A 17,283-nucleotide genomic window follows, 5' to 3' on the forward strand; every position below is an offset into this window, starting at 1 on the left:
TTCCTTGCATCCCAGTGTGGTTGCCGACAGGCATCAAAATTCAGTAGTCGATGAGTTGATGCTCGCGCAAATACGCGAGGATCACTTGTGCTTTTTCGACTGAACTCCCTTCATTTACGACGTTGCCGCCGCGGCTTTCGGTCGTCGTCGCGGACAGCATCCGCGCATGCCCGGAGCGCTTTTCGGCAGCCACGAGCTTTACGGGTTTACGCTCGATCGGACCGACCCGCCACGCGGCGGCGTCGGCATCCGCACCGGTCGTCGTGAGCGCCGGACGGATCGCGCCGGCCCGCAGCCGCGCATACGCATAGCGCGGCTGCGCGTTGGCGAGCGGATGGACCGCGACGACGGCCGGCAGCGACGCGTCGACGCGCCGCCGCAGCCCTTTCGGCAAGAATTGCCGCACGGTCGCGCGGCCGCCTTCGACCGTCACGTCGACGGCCGAGCCGACGAGCGGATAGCCGAGCGTCGCGGCGACGCGATACGGCAGCATCCCGGTGTCGTACGCGCCCTCGGCGCGGGTGCCGGTCAGCACGAGGTCATAGCCTTCGACGCGCGCGGCGAGCGCCTGCGCGGCATCGTCGCTGTCGCGGCAGGCCAGCACTTCGACCTGCCGCGCACCGAGCGCGAGGTATTCGGCAAGCGCTTCATTCGCGGGATCGCCTGCATGGATCACGTCGAGCTGCGCGCGATGCTTCTCCGCGAGCTGGCGGCCCGCTTCGAGCGCGGCCGCGTCGTTGCGGCTGTAGCGCGCGGCGCCGCTGACGGGGTGCCGGCCCACGGATACGAGCACCGCGATGCGTTGCAACTGGCGGGGGGCGTTCATGCTGCGACTCCTTCCGTTTCACGGCTGCCGACCGCGGCCGGCGATTGTCCGCGCGACGCGCGCGCGGCCTGCACCTGTTCGATCAGCGCGGCGATGGTCGCCTGCGCGTCGCCCACCACCGTCAGGTTCGCGCGCTTCGCGATCGGCGCGCTGCCGTCGAGGTTCACGGCAATCACGTGGCGGCAGTCCTTGATCCCCTGCAGATGCTGCACCGCGCCGGAGATGCCGAACGCGATGTACACGCTCGCCTCGACCGTCTTGCCGGTCGCCCCCACCTGCTTGTCCCGCGTGAAATGACCGTTGTCGACCGCGACGCGGCTCGCGCCGATCGCCGCGCCGAACGCACCGGCCAGCCGCTCGAACGCGCCGATGTCGGACACGCCGTTGCCGGCCGACACGATGAAGTCGGCTTCCTCCAGCGCGACCTGCGCCGCATCGATTTCCTCGAGGCCGAGATCGCGGTACGTCTGCGCCGCGTCGCCGGCCGGGCGGATGAAGTCGGCGGCCAGGCGCTCGCCGGCGCCGACGAACGGCAGTTTCGCTTCGACCGCGTTCTGCGCGAGCAGGATCACGTCGGGCAGCCCGCGCGTCGCGAACGCCCGCCCGGCCTGCGCATACGCGCCGACATGCTTCGCGTCGATCTCGACCACGTGAGTCGCGACGCTCGCGCCGGCGGCTGCCGCGTAACGCCGGCCGAGATCGCCGTCGCCGGTCGCGTTGTCGGGCACGAACACGTGCTTCGGTGCGAGCGCCGCCGCGCACGCCAGCAACGCTTGCAATTCGCTTTCAGGCGCAAACGCGCGACGGTCGAAGTCGGCCAGCTCGATCAGCTTGTCGACGCCGAGTTCCGCGGCGTCGTCCTTCAGTTCGCCGAATGCCAGCAGCGCGACTTCCGTCTGCGCATCGGCGAGCACCGCGGCGGCGGCGATCGCCTGCCGCGTGTGGTCGTCGAGCGCACCGCGTTCGGTGTGCGCCACCACCAGCATCACGTGCTTCGGGTCCTGCACCGCGCGGCGCGGCTTCGCGGCCGCCGCGCCGTGACCGTGCGCGGACCATTGCGCGTTCGCATCGGCGCTGCCTTCCTCGCCGAGCGTGATGCGCTTCAGGCCCTCGGCCGTGATGATGAACGGCCGGCGCGGATCGATTCGTTTGATCGTGTTCATCGATTCACTCCAGCGAAGCGGCAACGAGTTCGGCCACGTCGAGCACGTCGGGGCGCGGGCCCACGACGCCTTCGAGCATCGCCGTGCAGTTCGGGCACCCGACCGCGACCACGTCCGCACCGATCGCGCGCGCGTCGGCGATACGAATGTCGGGAATACGCTGCTTGCCCGGGATGTCGGTCAGCGGCGCACCGCCGCCACCGCCGCAGCAGCGGCCGCGCATGCCGTTGCGCTCCATCTCGACGACCTGGATGCCGATCGTCTTCAGCAGCTTGCGCGGCGATTCCGTTTCGCCGTTGTAGCGGCCGAGGTAGCACGGGTCGTGATACGTGGTGCGCTTTTCGCGCAGCGCTTCGACGGCTTTCGGCGCGATCTTGCCGGTATCGGCCAGCTCCGCGAGGTAGGTCGTGTGATGCTTGACCGTCACGCGCAGCCCGAGCGCGCGGTATTCGTTGCGCAGGCTGTGCATCACGTGCGGGTCGGCCGTCACGATCTGCTTGTACGACAGCGGGCCGAGCGTCGCGATCAGGCGCTTCGCCATCTGCTGGAACGTCGCTTCGTCGCCGAGGCGGCGGGCGACGTCGCCGGTATCGGTCTCGGTCCCGCCGAGCACCGCGTAGTCGACGCCGGCCTTGTTCAGCACCTTGACGAACGCACGCAGCGTACGCTGGTAGCGCATGTCGAACGCGCCTTCGCCTGCGACGAACAGCACGTCGACCGGCTTGCCGGCTTGCGCGACGGGCGCGTTCAGGTCGACCGACCAGTCGTAGCGCGCGGCCGTGTCGTAGCCGCCCATCGTGCCGGTCTCGCGCAGGTTCGCCAGCACTTCCTGGCCCTTGCCCGGCACCGTGCCGTGCACCAGCGTGCGGTTGCGGCGCATGTCGACGATCGCGTCGACGTGCTCGATCAGCATCGGGCATTCCTGCACGCAGGCACGGCAGGTCGTGCACGACCACAGCGTCTGCTCTTCGATCAGGCCGGACACGATCGGGCCGTTCGGTTCGCCGCGATGCTGGCCGACCGCGAGGCCCGGCGTCGGGCTGCCGGCGTACGCGGCATCGGTGCCGCCCGCCATCCCGACGACGAGATCCTGGATCAGTTTCTTCGGGTTCAGCGGCTGGCCCGACGCGAACGCGGGGCACGCGGCTTCGCACTTGCCGCACTGCACGCAGGCGTCGAAGCTCAGCAGCTGGTTCCAGCGGAATTCGACGGGCTTCGCGACGCCGTACTCTTCGTGCGCGATGTCCGGCAGCTTCAGCGCCGTCGGCGGCGTGGCCGTGCCGTTGCCCGTGAACGCATCGCGGGTGGCCGCGAAACGCTCCTGGCGCGGGTGGAACGCGAGGTGCAGCAGGCCGGCGATCGCGTGCTTCATCGGGCCGCCCTTCGCGGCGCCGACGGTCATCGTGAAGGCGCCGGCGCCGATCAGCAGCGCGCAGAGCACCGCAAACGCGCCGGACATCGCGCCGGTCGGCACCACCATGAACAGCACGAGGCCGAGCGCGAACGAGCCGAGCATCCACGGCAGCGTATTCCACGGGCCGCGCGACAGGCGTGCGGGCACGTCCTTCGCCGCACGACGGCGCCACACGAACACCGCGCCGACGAGCATCGCGAGCGCCGCGAGGAAGATCAGCTTGTCGAGCCACGGCGAGTAGATCGCGAGGCCGTAGTTGACGAACACCAGCGCGAGCGCGGCGATCGCGCCGCCCGCGGTCGCCACGTGGGTCTTCGCGATGTACGGATCGCGGGCCACCACGTGGTGCAGGTCGACGAAGTAGCGTTTCGGAATCGCGAACAGGTTCGCGACGCCGAACGAGCCGGGTGCGGTGGCGCGCCCGAGACGCCAGTAGGACGAGCGCTTCGCGACCGCGAACGCGAGCCCCGCCACCGACAGCCACAGCAGTGCGGTAATGAGGAAAGCCGGATTCATCTTTAGAAATCCTTCACGAGACGCAGCGAGTCGTAGATCGCGCCGTGGACGTTGTGCATCGAGATGCAGTCGCCGACACGGAACAGCAGGAAGCGGCCGTTGCCGAGTTCTTCCGACAGGCACGGCTGCGGCTCCGCCGCGAACAGCGTATGCGGATCGATCTGGCCGCGGTTCACCGATTCGGGCTTGAGCTTCCAGTACAGTTCGTCGTTCGGCGACGAACCGTTCTCGATCACCACCTGGTCGACCGCGCGCTCTTCCAGTTCTTCGGTGTACTCGTTGCGCAGCACGGCGATCTTCTTGCCGTCCTCTTCGTACACGCGGTCGAGCATATAGTTCGGCGTAGGGATCACGCCGAGCGCGTACAGGCGGCGATAGAAGATCGGGAACGTCGTGCCGCCGCAATCGTCGGCCACCTTCACGTCGGGCGTCACGACCTCGACCTTCGAGCCGCGGCTCGCCATGAAGTCGGCCACGCCGGCGCCCGCGTGCGTGCTCACGCCGTCGAACAGCAGCACGTTCTGCTTCGGCTCGACCTTGCCGGTCAGGATGTCCCACGAGCTGACGGCGAGCCCTTCGGCCACGCCCCAGGCAGGCACCTGCCACGTGAAGCTCGACCCGCCGGTGGCAAGCACGACGATGTCCGGCTTCTCGGCCATGATCATCTTCTCGTCGGCGGCGACGCCGAGGCGGCGATCGACGCCCAGGCGCTTGGTTTCCATGTCGAACCAGCGGATGATCCCCGACATCTGTTCGCGCTGCGGCGCCTTCGCGGCGATCATCACCTGGCCGCCCACTTCGGTGTTCTTTTCGAACAGCACCACGTCGTGGCCGCGCAGCTTCGCGACGCGTGCGGCCTCGAGCCCCGCGGGGCCCGCGCCGACCACGACCACCTTGCGCTTCGGACCGCGCGACTTCTCGATGATGTGCGGCATCGTCGCTTCGCGCGACGTGGCCGCGTTCTGGATGCACAGCACGTCGAGGCCGTTGTACTGGCGGTCGATGCAGTAGTTCGCGCCGACGCACTGCTTGATTTCGTCTTCGCGGCCATCGCGGATCTTGATCACCATGTGCGGATCGGCGATCTGCGCGCGCGTCATGCCGACCAGGTCGATCATGCCGTTCGCGAGCAGGCGCTCGGCCTGGCCCGCATCGCGGATGCTCTGCGCGTGCATCACCGGAATCTTCACCACCGACTTGATGCCGGCCGCGAGGTGCACGAACGGCTCCGGCGGCAGCGCCATCGGCGGCATGCAGTTGGCGATCGTGTTGTGGGTGTCGCCGCCCGAGCCGACCACGCTCAGGTAGTCGATCAGGCCCGTTTCCGACATCGCCTGCGCGATTTCCTTCAGCGCTTCGTGGTCGAGGCCGTCTTCGTGGAATTCGTCGCCGCACATGCGCAGGCCGACGCAGAAGTCCTTGCCGACCGCCTCGCGCACGGCCGTCAGCACCTCGATGCCGAAGCGCAGACGGTTCTCGAGGCTGCCGCCCCATTCGTCGGTGCGGTGGTTCGAACGCTTGCTCCAGAACTGGTCGATCAGGTGCTGGTGCGCGGCGGAGATTTCGATGCCGTCCATGCCGGCCGCCTTCACGCGCTTCGCGGCGGCCGCGAAGTCGCCGATGATGCGGCGGATTTCCTCGATCTCGATGATCTTCGCGTTGCCGCGGTGCACCGGCTCGCGCACGCCCGACGGCGACATCAGGTGCGGCCAGTGCTCGCCGTGGAACGACGAGCGGCGGCCCATGTGCGTGGCCTGGATCATGATCTTCGCGCCGTGCTTGTGCATCGCATCGGCCAGGCGCGTGAGCGGATCGATGATCTTGTCGTTCGACAGGTTCACCGATTTCCACCAGCCCTGCGGGCTGTCGATCGACACGGGGCTCGAGCCGCCGCAGATCGCCAGGCCGACGCCACCCTTCGCCTTCTCTTCGTAGTAGCGGATATAGCGGTCGCCCGGCAGGCCGCCCGGCTCGGCATACACCTCCGCGTGCGCGGTGCTGACGATCCGGTTGCGCAGCGTCAACTGGTTCAGCTGCATGGGTTTGAACAGGTGGGGATAACGCATCGCAGGCGACCTCTGGCGTTCGAATGTCTCGTGTTGCGGGTGTTGTTGTGTTGCTGTGTCGTGGCGTCAGCGCATCAGTGCGCGATCGGCGACACTTCGAAGACGCAGTGATCGTGGTGCTCGGCCGCACACTGCACTTCCTTCGATTGCGAGCGCGGCGCGCCCTTGCCTTCCGGCGTCGTGTCGTTGACCCAGTCCATCGCGCCGGCGAACCAGCCCGCGAACATGTAGCAGAGCTTGCCTTCCTTGCCCGGCTGCTGGAGCACGAACGACGAGTGGCGCAGCTCGATCCGGGCATGCGCGCTGGCCGGATCGGCTTCGATGATCGAGAACAGGCCCCAGCCGCGTTGCGACAGGCGCTTCAGGTAGTGCTCGAACACGGCCATGCCGGTCAGGCCGTGCTGCTTCGCTTCCTTGTCGCACCAGTGATACGCGGACTTGTAGCCGGCCTTGTAGAGGATCTCGGCATACGCTTCGACGCCGAGCGCTTCCTCGACGGCCACGTGGTTGTTCGTGAAGAAGTGACGCGGCACGTACAGCATCGGCAGCGCGTCGGTGGTCCAGACGCCGGTATCGGGATCGACGTTGATCGGCAGTTGCGGTTGCATCGTTGTAGCTCCGTGAGGAAAGTGGCCGCGCGGCTCGGGCGCAGGCGCGACATCGTCCGCGTGCCCGCGCGGCAAGCGCGGGCACGTCCCGATTTTTCTCGTGTTGAATGCGGGCGGCGGTTCGGCTCGGCGGGCGCTTAGGCGCCCCACACGTCCTTGAACACGCGCACCCAGTTATCGCCCATGATCTTGCGGATACGCGACGCCTTCCAGCCGTGGCGTTCCATCGCCGCGGTCAGGTTCGGAAAATCGCCGATCGTGCGGATGCCTTCCGGGTTGATCACCTTGCCGAAGTTCGTCAGCTGGCGATAGCGGCCCTTGTCATGCGTCAGCATGTCGAAGAATTCCTTCGCGAAATCCTGCGTGAAGTCCGTGCCGATGCCGACCGCGTCTTCGCCGATCAGGTTCACGACGTAGTCGATCGCCTCGATGTAGTCGTCGATGTTCGCTTCGATCCCGCGCTTCAGGAACGGCGCGAACATCGTCACGCCGACGAAGCCGCCGGCGTCGGCGATTTCCTTCAGCTGGGCGTCGCTCTTGTTGCGCGGATGTTCCTTCAGGCCCGACGGCAAACAGTGCGAGTAGCACACCGGCTTCTTCGAGAACGCGATCGCCTCCGACGACGTGTTGCCGCCCACGTGCGACAGGTCGACCATGATGCCGACGCGGTTCATCTCGGTGATCACTTCGCGGCCGAAATCCGACAGGCCGCCGTCGCGCTCGTAGCAGCCCGTGCCGACCAGGTTCTGCGTGTTGTAGCAAAGCTGCACGACGCGCACGCCCATGTCGGCGAACGCCTCGATGTAGCCGAGGTTGTCCTCGAACGCATGCGCGTTCTGGAAGCCGAGGATGACGCCGGTCTTGCCTTCCTTCTTCGCGCGGAAGATGTCGTCCGTCGTGCGCACCAGCGTCAGCAGTTCGCCGTTGTCGCGGATCTTCTTCTTCATCACGCCGATGTTGTCGACGGTCTTGGTGAAGTTCTCCCACACCGACACCGTGCAGTTCGCGGCCGTGATGCCACCCTTGCGCATGTCTTCGAACACCGGCTTCTCGAACTTCGAAATGTTCAGTCCGTCGATGATGATGCTGTCCTGATGCAGCGTGCTCATATCTGCCTCTCGCTCCAGTCGCTGTATTTGTGGGGGTCGTCGATCAGTAAATCGGGAAGCGCTCGCAAAGCGCGAAAATCTCTCGGCGCACGCGCTGTTCGGTCGCGTGGTCGCCTTCCGGGTTCGCGCGCAGCGCGTCGAACACGTCGAGAATCAGGCGGCCGATCTCGCGGAACTCCGCGACGCCGAAGCCGCGCGTCGTACCGGCCGGCGTGCCGAGGCGGATGCCCGACGTGACGGTCGGCTTCTCGGTGTCGAACGGAATGCCGTTCTTGTTGCAGGTGATGCCCGCACGCTCCAGCGCCTGCTCGACCGGCGCGCCCTTCAGGCCCTTCGGGCGCAGGTCGACCAGCAGCAGGTGGTTGTCGGTGCCGCCGGTGACGAGATCCACGCCGCCCGCCTTCAGCACTTCGCCGAGCGCCTGCGCGTTCGCGAGCACGCTGTCGATGTAGGTCTTGAAGTCCGCATGCAGCACTTCGCCGAACGCGACGGCCTTGCCGGCGATCACGTGCATCAGCGGGCCGCCCTGCAGGCCGGGGAACACGGCCGAGTTGATCTTCTTCGCAATCTCTTCGTCGTTGGTCAGCACGAAGCCGCCGCGCGGGCCGCGCAGCGTCTTGTGCGTGGTGGACGTGACGACGTGCGCGTGCTCGACCGGGTTCGCATGGCGGCCGGCGGCGATCACGCCCGCGATGTGCGCCATGTCGACCATCAGCTTCGCGCCGACGCTGTCGGCGATCGCGCGAAAACGAGCGAAGTCCAGTGCGCGCGGATACGCCGAGAAGCCGGCGATGATCAGATTCGGCTTGTGCTGGTGCGCCAGTTCTTCAACCTGGTCGTAGTCGATGCGCATCGTGTCGCGGTTCACGCCGTACTGAACCGCGTTGAACCACTTGCCCGACAGCGCCGGCTTCGCGCCGTGCGTCAGGTGGCCGCCGGCGTCCAGCGACATGCCGAGCACCGTGTCGCCCGGCTTGGCCAGCGCGAGCATCACCGAGCCGTTCGCCTGCGCGCCCGAGTGCGGCTGCACGTTCGCGTAGCCGGCGTTGAAGATCTGCTTCACGCGCTCGATCGCCAGCGCCTCGACTTCGTCCGCGAATTCGCAGCCGCCGTAGTAACGCTTGCCCGGATAGCCTTCCGCATATTTGTTGGTCAGCACCGAACCCTGCGCTTCCAGCACCGCGCGCGACACGATGTTTTCCGACGCGATCAGCTCGACTTGCGACTGCTGGCGCTCGAGCTCCTTGAGGATGGCGCTGCGCACCGGCGCGTCACGCTCGGCAAGGGGCTGCGAGAAGAAAGGCTGGGTGTTCGACATAGTGCGTCCGTGACAAGAATAAAGGGCGGAAAACCGAAGCTCGAGGCCCGCCGTACCTGGGTTTCCAGCGCTTCCAGAGCAAGGCTGCCGACGGCTCTATTCTTGTCGTTCGGATTTTCGGCGGATTGATGAATTTAGACGCGTTCTTTGCCTTTTCCGCCATGCACGTCCGTTTTGTACAAGTGACCGCTCGTGCTTTTCCGGATGACCCGGTGAACCGACCCTCGCGGTTCACCTATGGACAGGCACTTCGTCGGTGCCTGCCCCGCTCGTCCCGGGTGCAGCGCAGCCCGGTTACGGTGCAGCGCAGCATCGGGCTTACGCCCATACAACGTATGGAGCTAGGGTTTAGCCGTATGGCACGCTTGTTGCGCTCGCTCACACAATACGGCAGCCCGATCCGTGCCTCGGGCCAAAAGCTATTAGAGATTCAAGGAACGCTCCCCATGTCCCCCGACCGCACAGCGTCGCTGTCTCACTTCGCGTTCATGCCCTTACCGAACTTCACGATGATCGCGTTCACCAATGCGATCGAGGTGCTTCGGATGGCGAACTACCTGAGCGGACAGCCGCTCTACCGATGGTCGGTGATCAGCCCGGACGGCGGCCCGGTGACGGCGAGCAACGGTCTCACGGTCGACACGGGACCGGCCGAATGCGTGGGGCAGCCGGATATCGTCTTCGTGTGCGGCGGCGTGGACGTGCAGCGCGCGACGACGCCCGCCCATCTGTCGACCCTGCGCCGTTTCGCGCGCCAGGGCCTGCCGCTCGGCAGCCTGTGCACGGGCACCTACGCGCTTGCGAAGTCGGGGCTGCTCGCGGGCTATGCGTGCGCGATCCACTGGGAAAACATGTCGGCGCTGAAGGAAGAGTTTCCGGACACGCGCTTCCTGAAGGAACTGTTCGTGGTCGATCGCGACCGCATCACGTGCACGGGCGGCGTCGCGCCGCTCGACATGATGCTGAACCTGATCGCCGCGCGCGTGGGCACCGCGCGCGTCACGCAGATCGCCGAGCAGTTCATCGTCGAACACGTGCGCGACACGAGCGCGCAACAACGGATGCCGCTCGTCGCGCGTCTGGGTTCGGCGAACAAGTCGCTGTTCGAAGTGATCTCGCTGATGGAGAACAACATCGAGGAGCCGCTGTCGCGCGAGGAACTCGCGCGGCTGGCGAACATGTCGCAGCGTCAGTTGCAGCGGCTGTTCCGCGAGCATCTCGGGATGACGCCCACGCACTATTACCTGACGCTGCGGCTGCGCCGCGCGCGCGAACTGCTGCTGCAGACCGACATGTCGATCATGCACATCACGATGGCATGCGGATTCCAGTCGGCATGCCACTTCAGCAAGAGCTATCGCGATGCGTTCGGCGTTGCGCCGACGCGCGAACGTCGCAAGCAGGTCGCCCCGCTCGCATCGGGTGCGTCCGGCACGGGGGCGGCGTTTCCGGCGCATGTGATTCATGCGTGAAGCGTGGGTGGCGCGATAACGGAAAGCGGCCTTCATGAAGGCCGCTTTTCAATTGTGCTTACGATCCCCACACCTGCATTTCGTTGAGCGAATCCCCCGCCGTGTCGCGCACTTCTTGCCGGGCATCCCGCACGTAACGCCCCCTGCGCGTTCAGGTTCGGCAGCGTCACGTAACCGCACGCCGCGTGAGTGCGCATACGCGTCATCGGCGGCGAGCCGCGGCGTCCACCCGCGCCGATTCATTTTTCTAAACCGGCCCTCACAAAACCGGGTTTGCATCGCGACGCACGCGTGACGTTCAATGGGTTTGCCCGACCCATTGAACGGAGTTCGTCGATGAATGCACTACAGCTCGTGACCCTGGCTGCCATCTGGGGCGCGTCGTTTCTGTTCATGCGCATGGGCGCGCCGTCGTTCGGCGCCGTCCCGCTGATCGCACTGCGTGTGGCGATCGCCGCCGTGCTGCTGCTGCCGGCGCTGCGCAGCGCCGATGCACGACGCGAATTCCGCGCGCACGCGGCGGCGCTGTTCGTCGTCGGCATCGCCAATTCGGCGCTGCCGTTCTGCCTGCTGACCTATGCGGCGCTGTTCGTCTCCGCCGGCACCGATTCGATCCTGAACGCCACGACCCCGTTGTGGACCGCGCTCGTCGCGTACGTGTGGCTGCGCGCGCCGCTGACGAAGCCGCAGGCGATCGGCCTCGCGGTCGGCTTCGCCGGCGTCGTCGTGCTGGCCGGCTCCGCGATCGGCGCCGGCACGCCCGGCGCCCCGCGCGCGATCGCGGCCGCGATGCTCGCGACGCTGTCGTACGGATTCGCCGCGCATTACTCGAAGCGCAAACTGGCGAACGTCAGGCCGTTCGTGTCGGCGTTCGGCAGCCAGCTGTTTGCGGCGATCGTGCTCGTGCCGCTGGCGGTGCCGATGTGGCCGCACGCGCCGGTTCCCGCGTCCGCATGGATCGCCGTGGTGCTGCTCGGCGCGATCTGCACGGCCGTCGCCTACCTGCTGTATTTCGGGCTGATCCGCAACGCCGGCGCGCAATACGCGGCGTCGGTCACGTTCCTGATCCCGATCTTCGGCGTCGTGTGGGGCGCGATCTTCCTGCACGAGACGATTACCGTACAGACGATCGTCGGCTGCGCGATCATCCTGCTCGGCACGGCGCTCGCGACCGGCAAGATCAAGGGGCTCACGACAGGCGTCGTGCGCGGGTCACGTCAATAGATCACGCCAACAGGCCGCGCGACTCGTCGTCGGGCTCGCCGATCTCGCGCGCGAGCCAGTCGCGAAACGCGGCGATCTTCCACTCGTGCCGACGCGCTTCGCTGCAAACGACGTAATAGGACAGCTCGGTCGGCCAGGGCTGCGTCAGCACGCGCACCAGCCGCCCCGCCGCGACTTCGTCGCGTGCATAGATGTCGCGGACCAGCGCGATGCCCTGCCCGGCAACGGCCGCCTTGATCAGTAACGCGTCCTCGCTGAAGCTCGCGCCGCGCGGCGTCCGCGCATCCTCGATCCCCTGCGTGCGCAGCCACAGCGACCAGTCGGCGCGATCGGCATCCTGCAGCAGCGGATACGCCAGGCAATCGGCCGGCGTGTGGATCGGGCGGCCCGCATCGAGCAGGTGCGGGCTGCAGACGGGCCACATCTCGGGCGTCCAGATGCGAAACGCCGCGTGCCCCGGATAACGGCCCAGCCCGTGGCGGATCGCGACGTCGACGTAGTCGCGCCGCAGGTCGACCAGTTGCGCGCGGGTCTCGACGGTGATTTCGATTTCGGGGTATTCGGCGTTGAACGAGCCGAGGCGCTGCACGAGCCACGTGTTCGCGAACGACGCGGTGGTCGTCACGGCGAGCCGCACGACGCGCCGGTTCGCGCCATGAACGTTCGCCCACGCGGCTTCGATCTCGTTGAACCCGCCGGCCAGCTGGTCGAACAGCGCGCGGCCGGTGCCGGTCAGCTCGAGCTCGCGGCCGGTGCGCTCGAACAGCCGTACCGCGAGCCGGTCCTCGAGATTGCGAACGTGCTGGCTGACCGCGCCCGGCGAAAGGCACAGCAGGTCGGCCGCCTGCTTCATGCTGCCGCATCGCGCCACTTCGACGAACGTGTGCAGCGCGGCGAGAGGGAGTGACTTGGCCATCCGTATGGTCGCCGCCGGACGGCGACAGAGGGTCGGGATCGGGCGATGATTATCGCAGCAAACGCCCGGCCGCAACGATCGGTGTTCGCCGCCGTCGTCCACGGCTGCTGCGGTGACAATGCGCGTCGCGCCACAGCAAAAACGGGCGGTGCCGTCTCCGGCACCGCCCGCTTCACGCCCCCTGCCCGTACGTCAGGCCGCCAGCAAACCGTGCGGATCGATCACGAATTTGCGCGGCGCGCCGCCGTCGAACTTCTTGTAGCCTTCCGGCGCCTGATCGAGCGAGATCACTTCGACGTTGACGATCTTCGCAATCGGCAGACGGTCGAACAGAATGGCCTGCATCAGGTTGCGGTTGTACTTCAGCACCGGCGTCTGACCCGTGAAGAACGAGTGCGACTTCGCCCAGCCGAGGCCGAAGCGGATGCTGAGGCTGCCGTGCTGCGCGGCCTTGTCCTTCGCGCCCGGATCGTCCGTCACGTACAGGCCCGGGATGCCGATCGCGCCGGCCGGACGCGTGATTTCCATCAGCGAGTTCAGCACCGTCGCGGGCGCTTCCTCCGAGTGGCCCGACGAACCGTGGCCGTGCGCCTCGAAGCCGACGCAGTCGACCGCGCAGTCGATCTCCGGCACGCCGAGGATCTGCTCGATCTGCTCGCCGAGCGACGCGTCCTTCGACAGGTCGACCGTCTCGAAGCCCATCGCGCGCGCATGCGCGAGGCGTTCCTCGTTCATGTCGCCGACGATCGTCACCGCCGCGCCGAGCAGGCGCGCCGACGCGGCCGCCGCCATCCCGACCGGGCCCGCGCCCGCGATGTAGACCGTCGAGCCCGGCTTCACGCCCGCGCTCACCGCGCCGTGATAACCGGTCGGCAGAATGTCGGACAGGCAGGTCAGATCGCGAATCTTCGCCATCGCCTGGTCGCGGTCCGGGAATTTCAGCAGGTTGAAGTCGGCGTACGGCACGAGCACGTACTCGGCCTGGCCGCCGATCCAGCCGCCCATGTCGACGTAGCCGTAAGCGCCACCGGCACGCGACGGGTTCACGTTCAGGCACACGCCCGTATGCGTGTCCTTGCACATCGCGCAGCGGCCGCACGCGACGTTGAACGGCACCGACACCAGATCGCCGATCCTCAGCGTCTCGACGTCGGGGCCCACCTCGACCACTTCGCCCGTGATCTCGTGACCGAGCACGAGACCGACCGGTGCGGTCGTGCGGCCGCGCACCATGTGCTGGTCGGAGCCGCAGATGTTCGTGCTGACGACCTTCAGGATCACGCCGTGACCGATCGCGCGGCCGGTCGGATCGACCATCTTCGGATAATCGATTTTCTGGACTTCGACCTTGCCCGGCCCAAGATAGACGACACCTCGATTGCTGCTCATCGTATTGTCTCCATGTCTCGTTGGATGGCGCCGCTGCGCGCCGATGCGGCGCACACGCAACGTGCTGTTCGAGAGTAGTCCCGGAGGCAGGGGCGTCGATGTCTCAAACGCGACATGCGTTTGATCGGCGCCGACATCGATGGCGGAAAGACGAAAGTCGGGTCGGGAAACGGACGAAGGCCCGCAACGCGGCACGCACCGCCCGCCGCCCGGGCCCGGTGCGCGGGTGCGGCCCGCAGGTTCGGCCCGCGTTACCCGCCCTGATTTTCGCGGATGATGACGGCCGCCGCCGCGTCCGCGTCGCGCGCGACGCCGTCGTGCACGCGCGTGCTGACGGGCGGCGTCGGCGGCTCGCTGTCGAGCGCGTGCCCGTCGCGGTTGCGCGTGTCGACCGTCGCGCGCATCGACAGCCCGACGCGCAGCGGATGCGCGGCCAGGTCGCGGGGATCGAGCGCGATCACGACCGGCACGCGCTGCACGACCTTGATCCAGTTGCCGGCCGCGTTCTGCGACGGCAGCATCGAGAACGCGCTGCCGGTGCCGGCCGAGAAGCCCTGTACGCGGCCGCGATAGACGATGCGCGACCCGTACAGGTCGGACACCACGTCGACCGGCTGGCCGACGCGCATGTGCCGGATCTGCCCTTCCTTGAAGTTCGCCTCGACCCACAGCCGGTTCAACTGCACGATCGACATCAGCGGCACGCCGGGCCCGACCTGCTGGCCGACCTGCACCGAACGCTGGCCGATCGTGCCGTCGACCGGCGCGACGATCGTCGTGCGCTTCAGGTTCCGGTACGCGAGCCTGAACTGCGCGGCCGCCTGCACGACGGCCGGGCTCTCGTCGACGGGCAGCTTGCTGCCGAGCGCGCGCGCGGCTTCGAGCTGCGCCCGCGCGGCCGCGAGGTTCGCCTGCGCACCGGCGACCGCCGCGCGGGCGCGCGCCAGTTCCTCCGGCGCGACGATCTCGACCGATGCGCCCGAGCGCGCGGCCAGCGCGCGCTGCGCGAGCGACAGATCGGCCTGGCGCGCGTTCACGGCCTCCACGTACATCGTGTTCGAGATCTTCGCGTTCGCGACCTGCCGCACGGCCTGCACGAGCTGCGCCTTCGCCTGCGCGAACGCGACGGCGGCTTCCGTATCATCGAGCCGCACGAGCGTCTGCCCGGCGCGCACGGCCTGCGTATCGGCGACCAGCACGTCGGTCACGGCGCCGGGCGTCTGCGCGGCGACCTGCACGATGCTGCCGGCGACGTACGCGTCGTCGGTGTCCTCGTAGTAACGGTCGCGCAACAGCCAGAACGCGATCCAGACGAGCGCGGCCAGCAGCACCACCGCGAAGAACAACGTGAAGCGCTTGCGGCGTGTCGCACGGCGCGCGTCGAGTGCCGGGTCGTTCTTGGCGGCCGGCGGTACGGCGGTATGAAGGTTGTCGTGGTGCATCAGTCGCTTTGCGTAACGATCAGGCGGTCATGCTGGAACAGGGGGATCGCGGGTGCGTCGGTGGAAACGGCGGGGACCGTACCGCGCGCCGCGGAATTCGCACGCGCGGTCTCGGCAACCGCAGCGCGCGGCGTTCGAACGACTGGCGGCGGGTCGAGCCGTGCAACAGGCAGTGCGGTGCTGTTACCGATAGCCGCCGTGCGCGCCGGTTCCGCCGCCGTACCCGGCGCGTTGCGCGCAGCGGCATTCGCCGCCACGGCGCGCTTGATCCGCGCACCGTGCGCGGCACGCGCCGCAGGCGCAAGCGCCACCGCCGCTGCATCCGCCATCGTTGCGCGCGCATCGAACCCGCCGCCGAGCGCGCCGACGAGGCCGACGTGCAACGTCCGCTGCCGCCCCTGCAACGCGATCAGCTGCGCGCGCTCGTCGATCAGCGTCAGATCGGCGACATCGACGTCCTTCTGCATCAACACGCCGCGCCGATGCCGGTCGGCCGCGATCTGCACGATCTTCAGCGCGGCCGCGACCGCCTCCTGCTGCTGTGCGACGAGCGTGCGCGACGTCTGCAGCGACGTGACGATCTGCGCGACTTGCCCGAGCGCGTCGTCGACGGTCTTGTTGTACAGCCCGATCGCGACGTCGGCCTGCGCGACGTCCGCGCCGAGCTTCGCCTTCAGCCGGCCGCGATCGAACACCGGCAGCGAGATCGCGGGGCCGACGGAACCCGCGAGCGCGTCGCGCGAGAACATCGACGCGGGCGTCAGCGCGAACACGCCGCCGAGCGCGACGAGGTTCACGTCCGGATAGAACTGCGCGCGCGTCGAATCGGCATTCGCGAACGCGGCCTCCACACGCAGCCGCGCGGCGACGATGTCCGGCCGGCGGCCGAGCAGATCGGCCGGCAGCCGCGCGGGCAGCGCGCCGCCCGGAAACGCGCCGACGCGCGGCCGCTGCAGCGCGAGCCCGCGCTCGGGGCCGCGGCCCGACAGCACGCCGAGCTGCAGTTGCGCGAGCTTGATCTGCTCGTCGTTCATCGCGATCTGTTCGAGCAGGCGGCTGCGCTTGATCGATGCGTCGCTCGCGTCGTACGCGTTGTCGAGACCGCGCGCGGTGCGCTCGCGCAGCACGGCCGTCACGCGCTGGCTGATCTTCAGCTTCTGCTGCAGCAGGTCGCGCACCGCGTACGCCTGGTCGAGCTGGCAATACACGGTGACGATCGCGACCGCGAGCGTGAGCCGCACCTGCTCGGCCTCGACGCCCGCCGCGTCGCGCAGCGACATCAGGCTCTTCGTCGCCGCGCGGTTCCTGCCCCACAGGTCGAGCTGGTAGTTCAACCCGACGAACACCGACGCCGGCGACACGACCGGATCGCCGAAGATCTCCACCGGCACGCGATAGCCGCCCGCCGTCACGTCGGCGATGTCGCCCGGCTTGGGCATCCGCGCGCGGCTGACCGTCGCGCCCGCGGTGCCCGTCAGCCCGGTCAGCGAATCGAACTGCCGCAGCTGTGCCTGCGCCACGCGCAGCCGTGCCTGCGCAACCTGCAGATCGGGATTGTTCTGCGACGCTTCCGCCACCAGATCGTCGAGCTGCGGATCCTGCAGTTGCGTCACCCAGTCGGGCGCGGGCCATGCGCCGTTCGCGCCGGGGCCCGCCGTGTGTGCCAGCGCATCGGCGGCCGGCGCGCGCAGCGACAGCGACGGCAGGAATCCCGACGGCACGCAGCCGCCGAGCGCGAGCAGCGCGGCCGCTGCCAAAATCGTCCAGCCGCCCTGCCCGCCGCGTGCCGGCGCGGCCGCTTTCGTGATGCGTTCCATCGC

13 protein-coding genes are annotated in these 17,283 nt (G+C 68.0%); 2 read left to right on the plus strand and 11 right to left on the minus strand.

Going from position 1 to position 17,283, the window contains the following annotated elements; all coding sequences use genetic code 11:
- Window positions 1-40 precede the first annotated feature (40 nt).
- The 7 genes from DCN14_RS11855 to DCN14_RS11885 form a co-directional block, all read right to left on the minus strand.
- Complete coding sequence (locus DCN14_RS11855) at window positions 41-826, minus strand: electron transfer flavoprotein subunit beta/FixA family protein (protein ID WP_096501832.1); 786 nt, start codon at window positions 824-826, stop codon at window positions 41-43.
- Entirely contained in the window at window positions 823-1,989 is a 1,167-nt protein-coding gene (locus DCN14_RS11860; protein ID WP_096501834.1) for an electron transfer flavoprotein subunit alpha/FixB family protein, read from the minus strand. Before DCN14_RS11860 ends, DCN14_RS11855 begins: the two co-directional genes overlap by 4 nt.
- A gap of 4 nt (window positions 1,990-1,993) precedes the next feature.
- Window positions 1,994-3,919: a (Fe-S)-binding protein gene (locus DCN14_RS11865; RefSeq protein WP_096501836.1), complete on the minus strand. Its 1,926-nt coding sequence runs from the start codon at window positions 3,917-3,919 to the stop codon at window positions 1,994-1,996.
- A 2-nt stretch (window positions 3,920-3,921) separates the two neighbouring features.
- Window positions 3,922-5,985: an NADH:flavin oxidoreductase gene (locus DCN14_RS11870; RefSeq protein ID WP_096501838.1), complete on the minus strand. Its 2,064-nt coding sequence runs from the start codon at window positions 5,983-5,985 to the stop codon at window positions 3,922-3,924.
- A gap of 74 nt (window positions 5,986-6,059) precedes the next feature.
- Window positions 6,060-6,593 (minus strand): DUF5943 domain-containing protein, encoded by a 534-nt coding sequence (locus DCN14_RS11875; RefSeq protein WP_096501840.1) that lies wholly within the window; start codon window positions 6,591-6,593, stop codon window positions 6,060-6,062.
- Window positions 6,594-6,730: 137 nt separating this feature from the next.
- A complete protein-coding gene (locus tag DCN14_RS11880) occupies window positions 6,731-7,702 on the minus strand; it encodes a dipeptidase (protein WP_096501842.1) in 972 nt (323 codons plus the stop codon).
- A gap of 43 nt (window positions 7,703-7,745) precedes the next feature.
- A complete protein-coding gene (locus tag DCN14_RS11885; RefSeq protein ID WP_096501844.1) occupies window positions 7,746-9,020 on the minus strand; it encodes a serine hydroxymethyltransferase in 1,275 nt (424 codons plus the stop codon).
- Window positions 9,021-9,376: 356 nt separating this feature from the next.
- Between DCN14_RS11885 and DCN14_RS11895 the strand changes: the two genes are divergently transcribed.
- Window positions 9,377-10,492, plus strand: a complete 1,116-nt coding sequence (locus DCN14_RS11895; protein ID WP_096501846.1) for a GlxA family transcriptional regulator — start codon at window positions 9,377-9,379, stop codon at window positions 10,490-10,492.
- A gap of 336 nt (window positions 10,493-10,828) precedes the next feature.
- Complete coding sequence (locus tag DCN14_RS11900) at window positions 10,829-11,716, plus strand: DMT family transporter (protein ID WP_096501848.1); 888 nt, start codon at window positions 10,829-10,831, stop codon at window positions 11,714-11,716.
- Window position 11,717: 1 nt separating this feature from the next.
- On the opposite strand, the gene DCN14_RS11905 is transcribed toward DCN14_RS11900, so the two are convergent.
- The 4 genes from DCN14_RS11905 to DCN14_RS11925 form a co-directional block, all read right to left on the minus strand.
- On the minus strand, window positions 11,718-12,632 hold the full coding sequence (locus DCN14_RS11905; protein WP_096501850.1) for a LysR substrate-binding domain-containing protein: 915 nt from the start codon (window positions 12,630-12,632) through the stop codon (window positions 11,718-11,720).
- A gap of 192 nt (window positions 12,633-12,824) precedes the next feature.
- The gene (gene fdhA, locus DCN14_RS11910; protein ID WP_057927550.1) at window positions 12,825-14,021 is read right to left on the minus strand and encodes a formaldehyde dehydrogenase, glutathione-independent; all 1,197 of its coding nucleotides are present in this window, start codon (window positions 14,019-14,021) and stop codon (window positions 12,825-12,827) included.
- Between the two features lie 251 nt (window positions 14,022-14,272).
- On the minus strand, window positions 14,273-15,463 hold the full coding sequence (locus DCN14_RS11920; protein ID WP_096501852.1) for an HlyD family efflux transporter periplasmic adaptor subunit: 1,191 nt from the start codon (window positions 15,461-15,463) through the stop codon (window positions 14,273-14,275).
- A complete protein-coding gene (locus DCN14_RS11925) occupies window positions 15,463-17,280 on the minus strand; it encodes an efflux transporter outer membrane subunit (protein ID WP_096501854.1) in 1,818 nt (605 codons plus the stop codon). The genes DCN14_RS11920 and DCN14_RS11925 overlap by 1 nt, the downstream gene beginning before the upstream one ends.
- Between the last annotated feature and the right edge of the window lie 3 nt (window positions 17,281-17,283).

The organism is Burkholderia sp. IDO3 (genome assembly GCF_003366075.1).
Taxonomy (GTDB): domain Bacteria; phylum Pseudomonadota; class Gammaproteobacteria; order Burkholderiales; family Burkholderiaceae; genus Burkholderia; species Burkholderia anthina.

Coding starts and splice junctions, on each gene's coding strand:
- DCN14_RS11855 (WP_096501832.1), bottom strand. CDS start 826: ATGAACGCCCCCCGCCAGTTGCAACGCATCGCGGTGCTCGTATCCGTG.
- DCN14_RS11895 (WP_096501846.1), top strand. CDS start 9,377: ATGGCACGCTTGTTGCGCTCGCTCACACAATACGGCAGCCCGATCCGT.
- DCN14_RS11860 (WP_096501834.1), bottom strand. CDS start 1,989: ATGAACACGATCAAACGAATCGATCCGCGCCGGCCGTTCATCATCACG.
- DCN14_RS11865 (WP_096501836.1), bottom strand. CDS start 3,919: ATGAATCCGGCTTTCCTCATTACCGCACTGCTGTGGCTGTCGGTGGCG.
- DCN14_RS11920 (WP_096501852.1), bottom strand. CDS start 15,463: ATGCACCACGACAACCTTCATACCGCCGTACCGCCGGCCGCCAAGAAC.
- DCN14_RS11905 (WP_096501850.1), bottom strand. CDS start 12,632: ATGGCCAAGTCACTCCCTCTCGCCGCGCTGCACACGTTCGTCGAAGTG.
- DCN14_RS11880 (WP_096501842.1), bottom strand. CDS start 7,702: ATGAGCACGCTGCATCAGGACAGCATCATCATCGACGGACTGAACATT.
- fdhA (WP_057927550.1), bottom strand. CDS start 14,021: ATGAGCAGCAATCGAGGTGTCGTCTATCTTGGGCCGGGCAAGGTCGAA.
- DCN14_RS11870 (WP_096501838.1), bottom strand. CDS start 5,985: ATGCGTTATCCCCACCTGTTCAAACCCATGCAGCTGAACCAGTTGACG.
- DCN14_RS11900 (WP_096501848.1), top strand. CDS start 10,829: ATGAATGCACTACAGCTCGTGACCCTGGCTGCCATCTGGGGCGCGTCG.
- DCN14_RS11885 (WP_096501844.1), bottom strand. CDS start 9,020: ATGTCGAACACCCAGCCTTTCTTCTCGCAGCCCCTTGCCGAGCGTGAC.
- DCN14_RS11925 (WP_096501854.1), bottom strand. CDS start 17,280: ATGGAACGCATCACGAAAGCGGCCGCGCCGGCACGCGGCGGGCAGGGC.
- DCN14_RS11875 (WP_096501840.1), bottom strand. CDS start 6,593: ATGCAACCGCAACTGCCGATCAACGTCGATCCCGATACCGGCGTCTGG.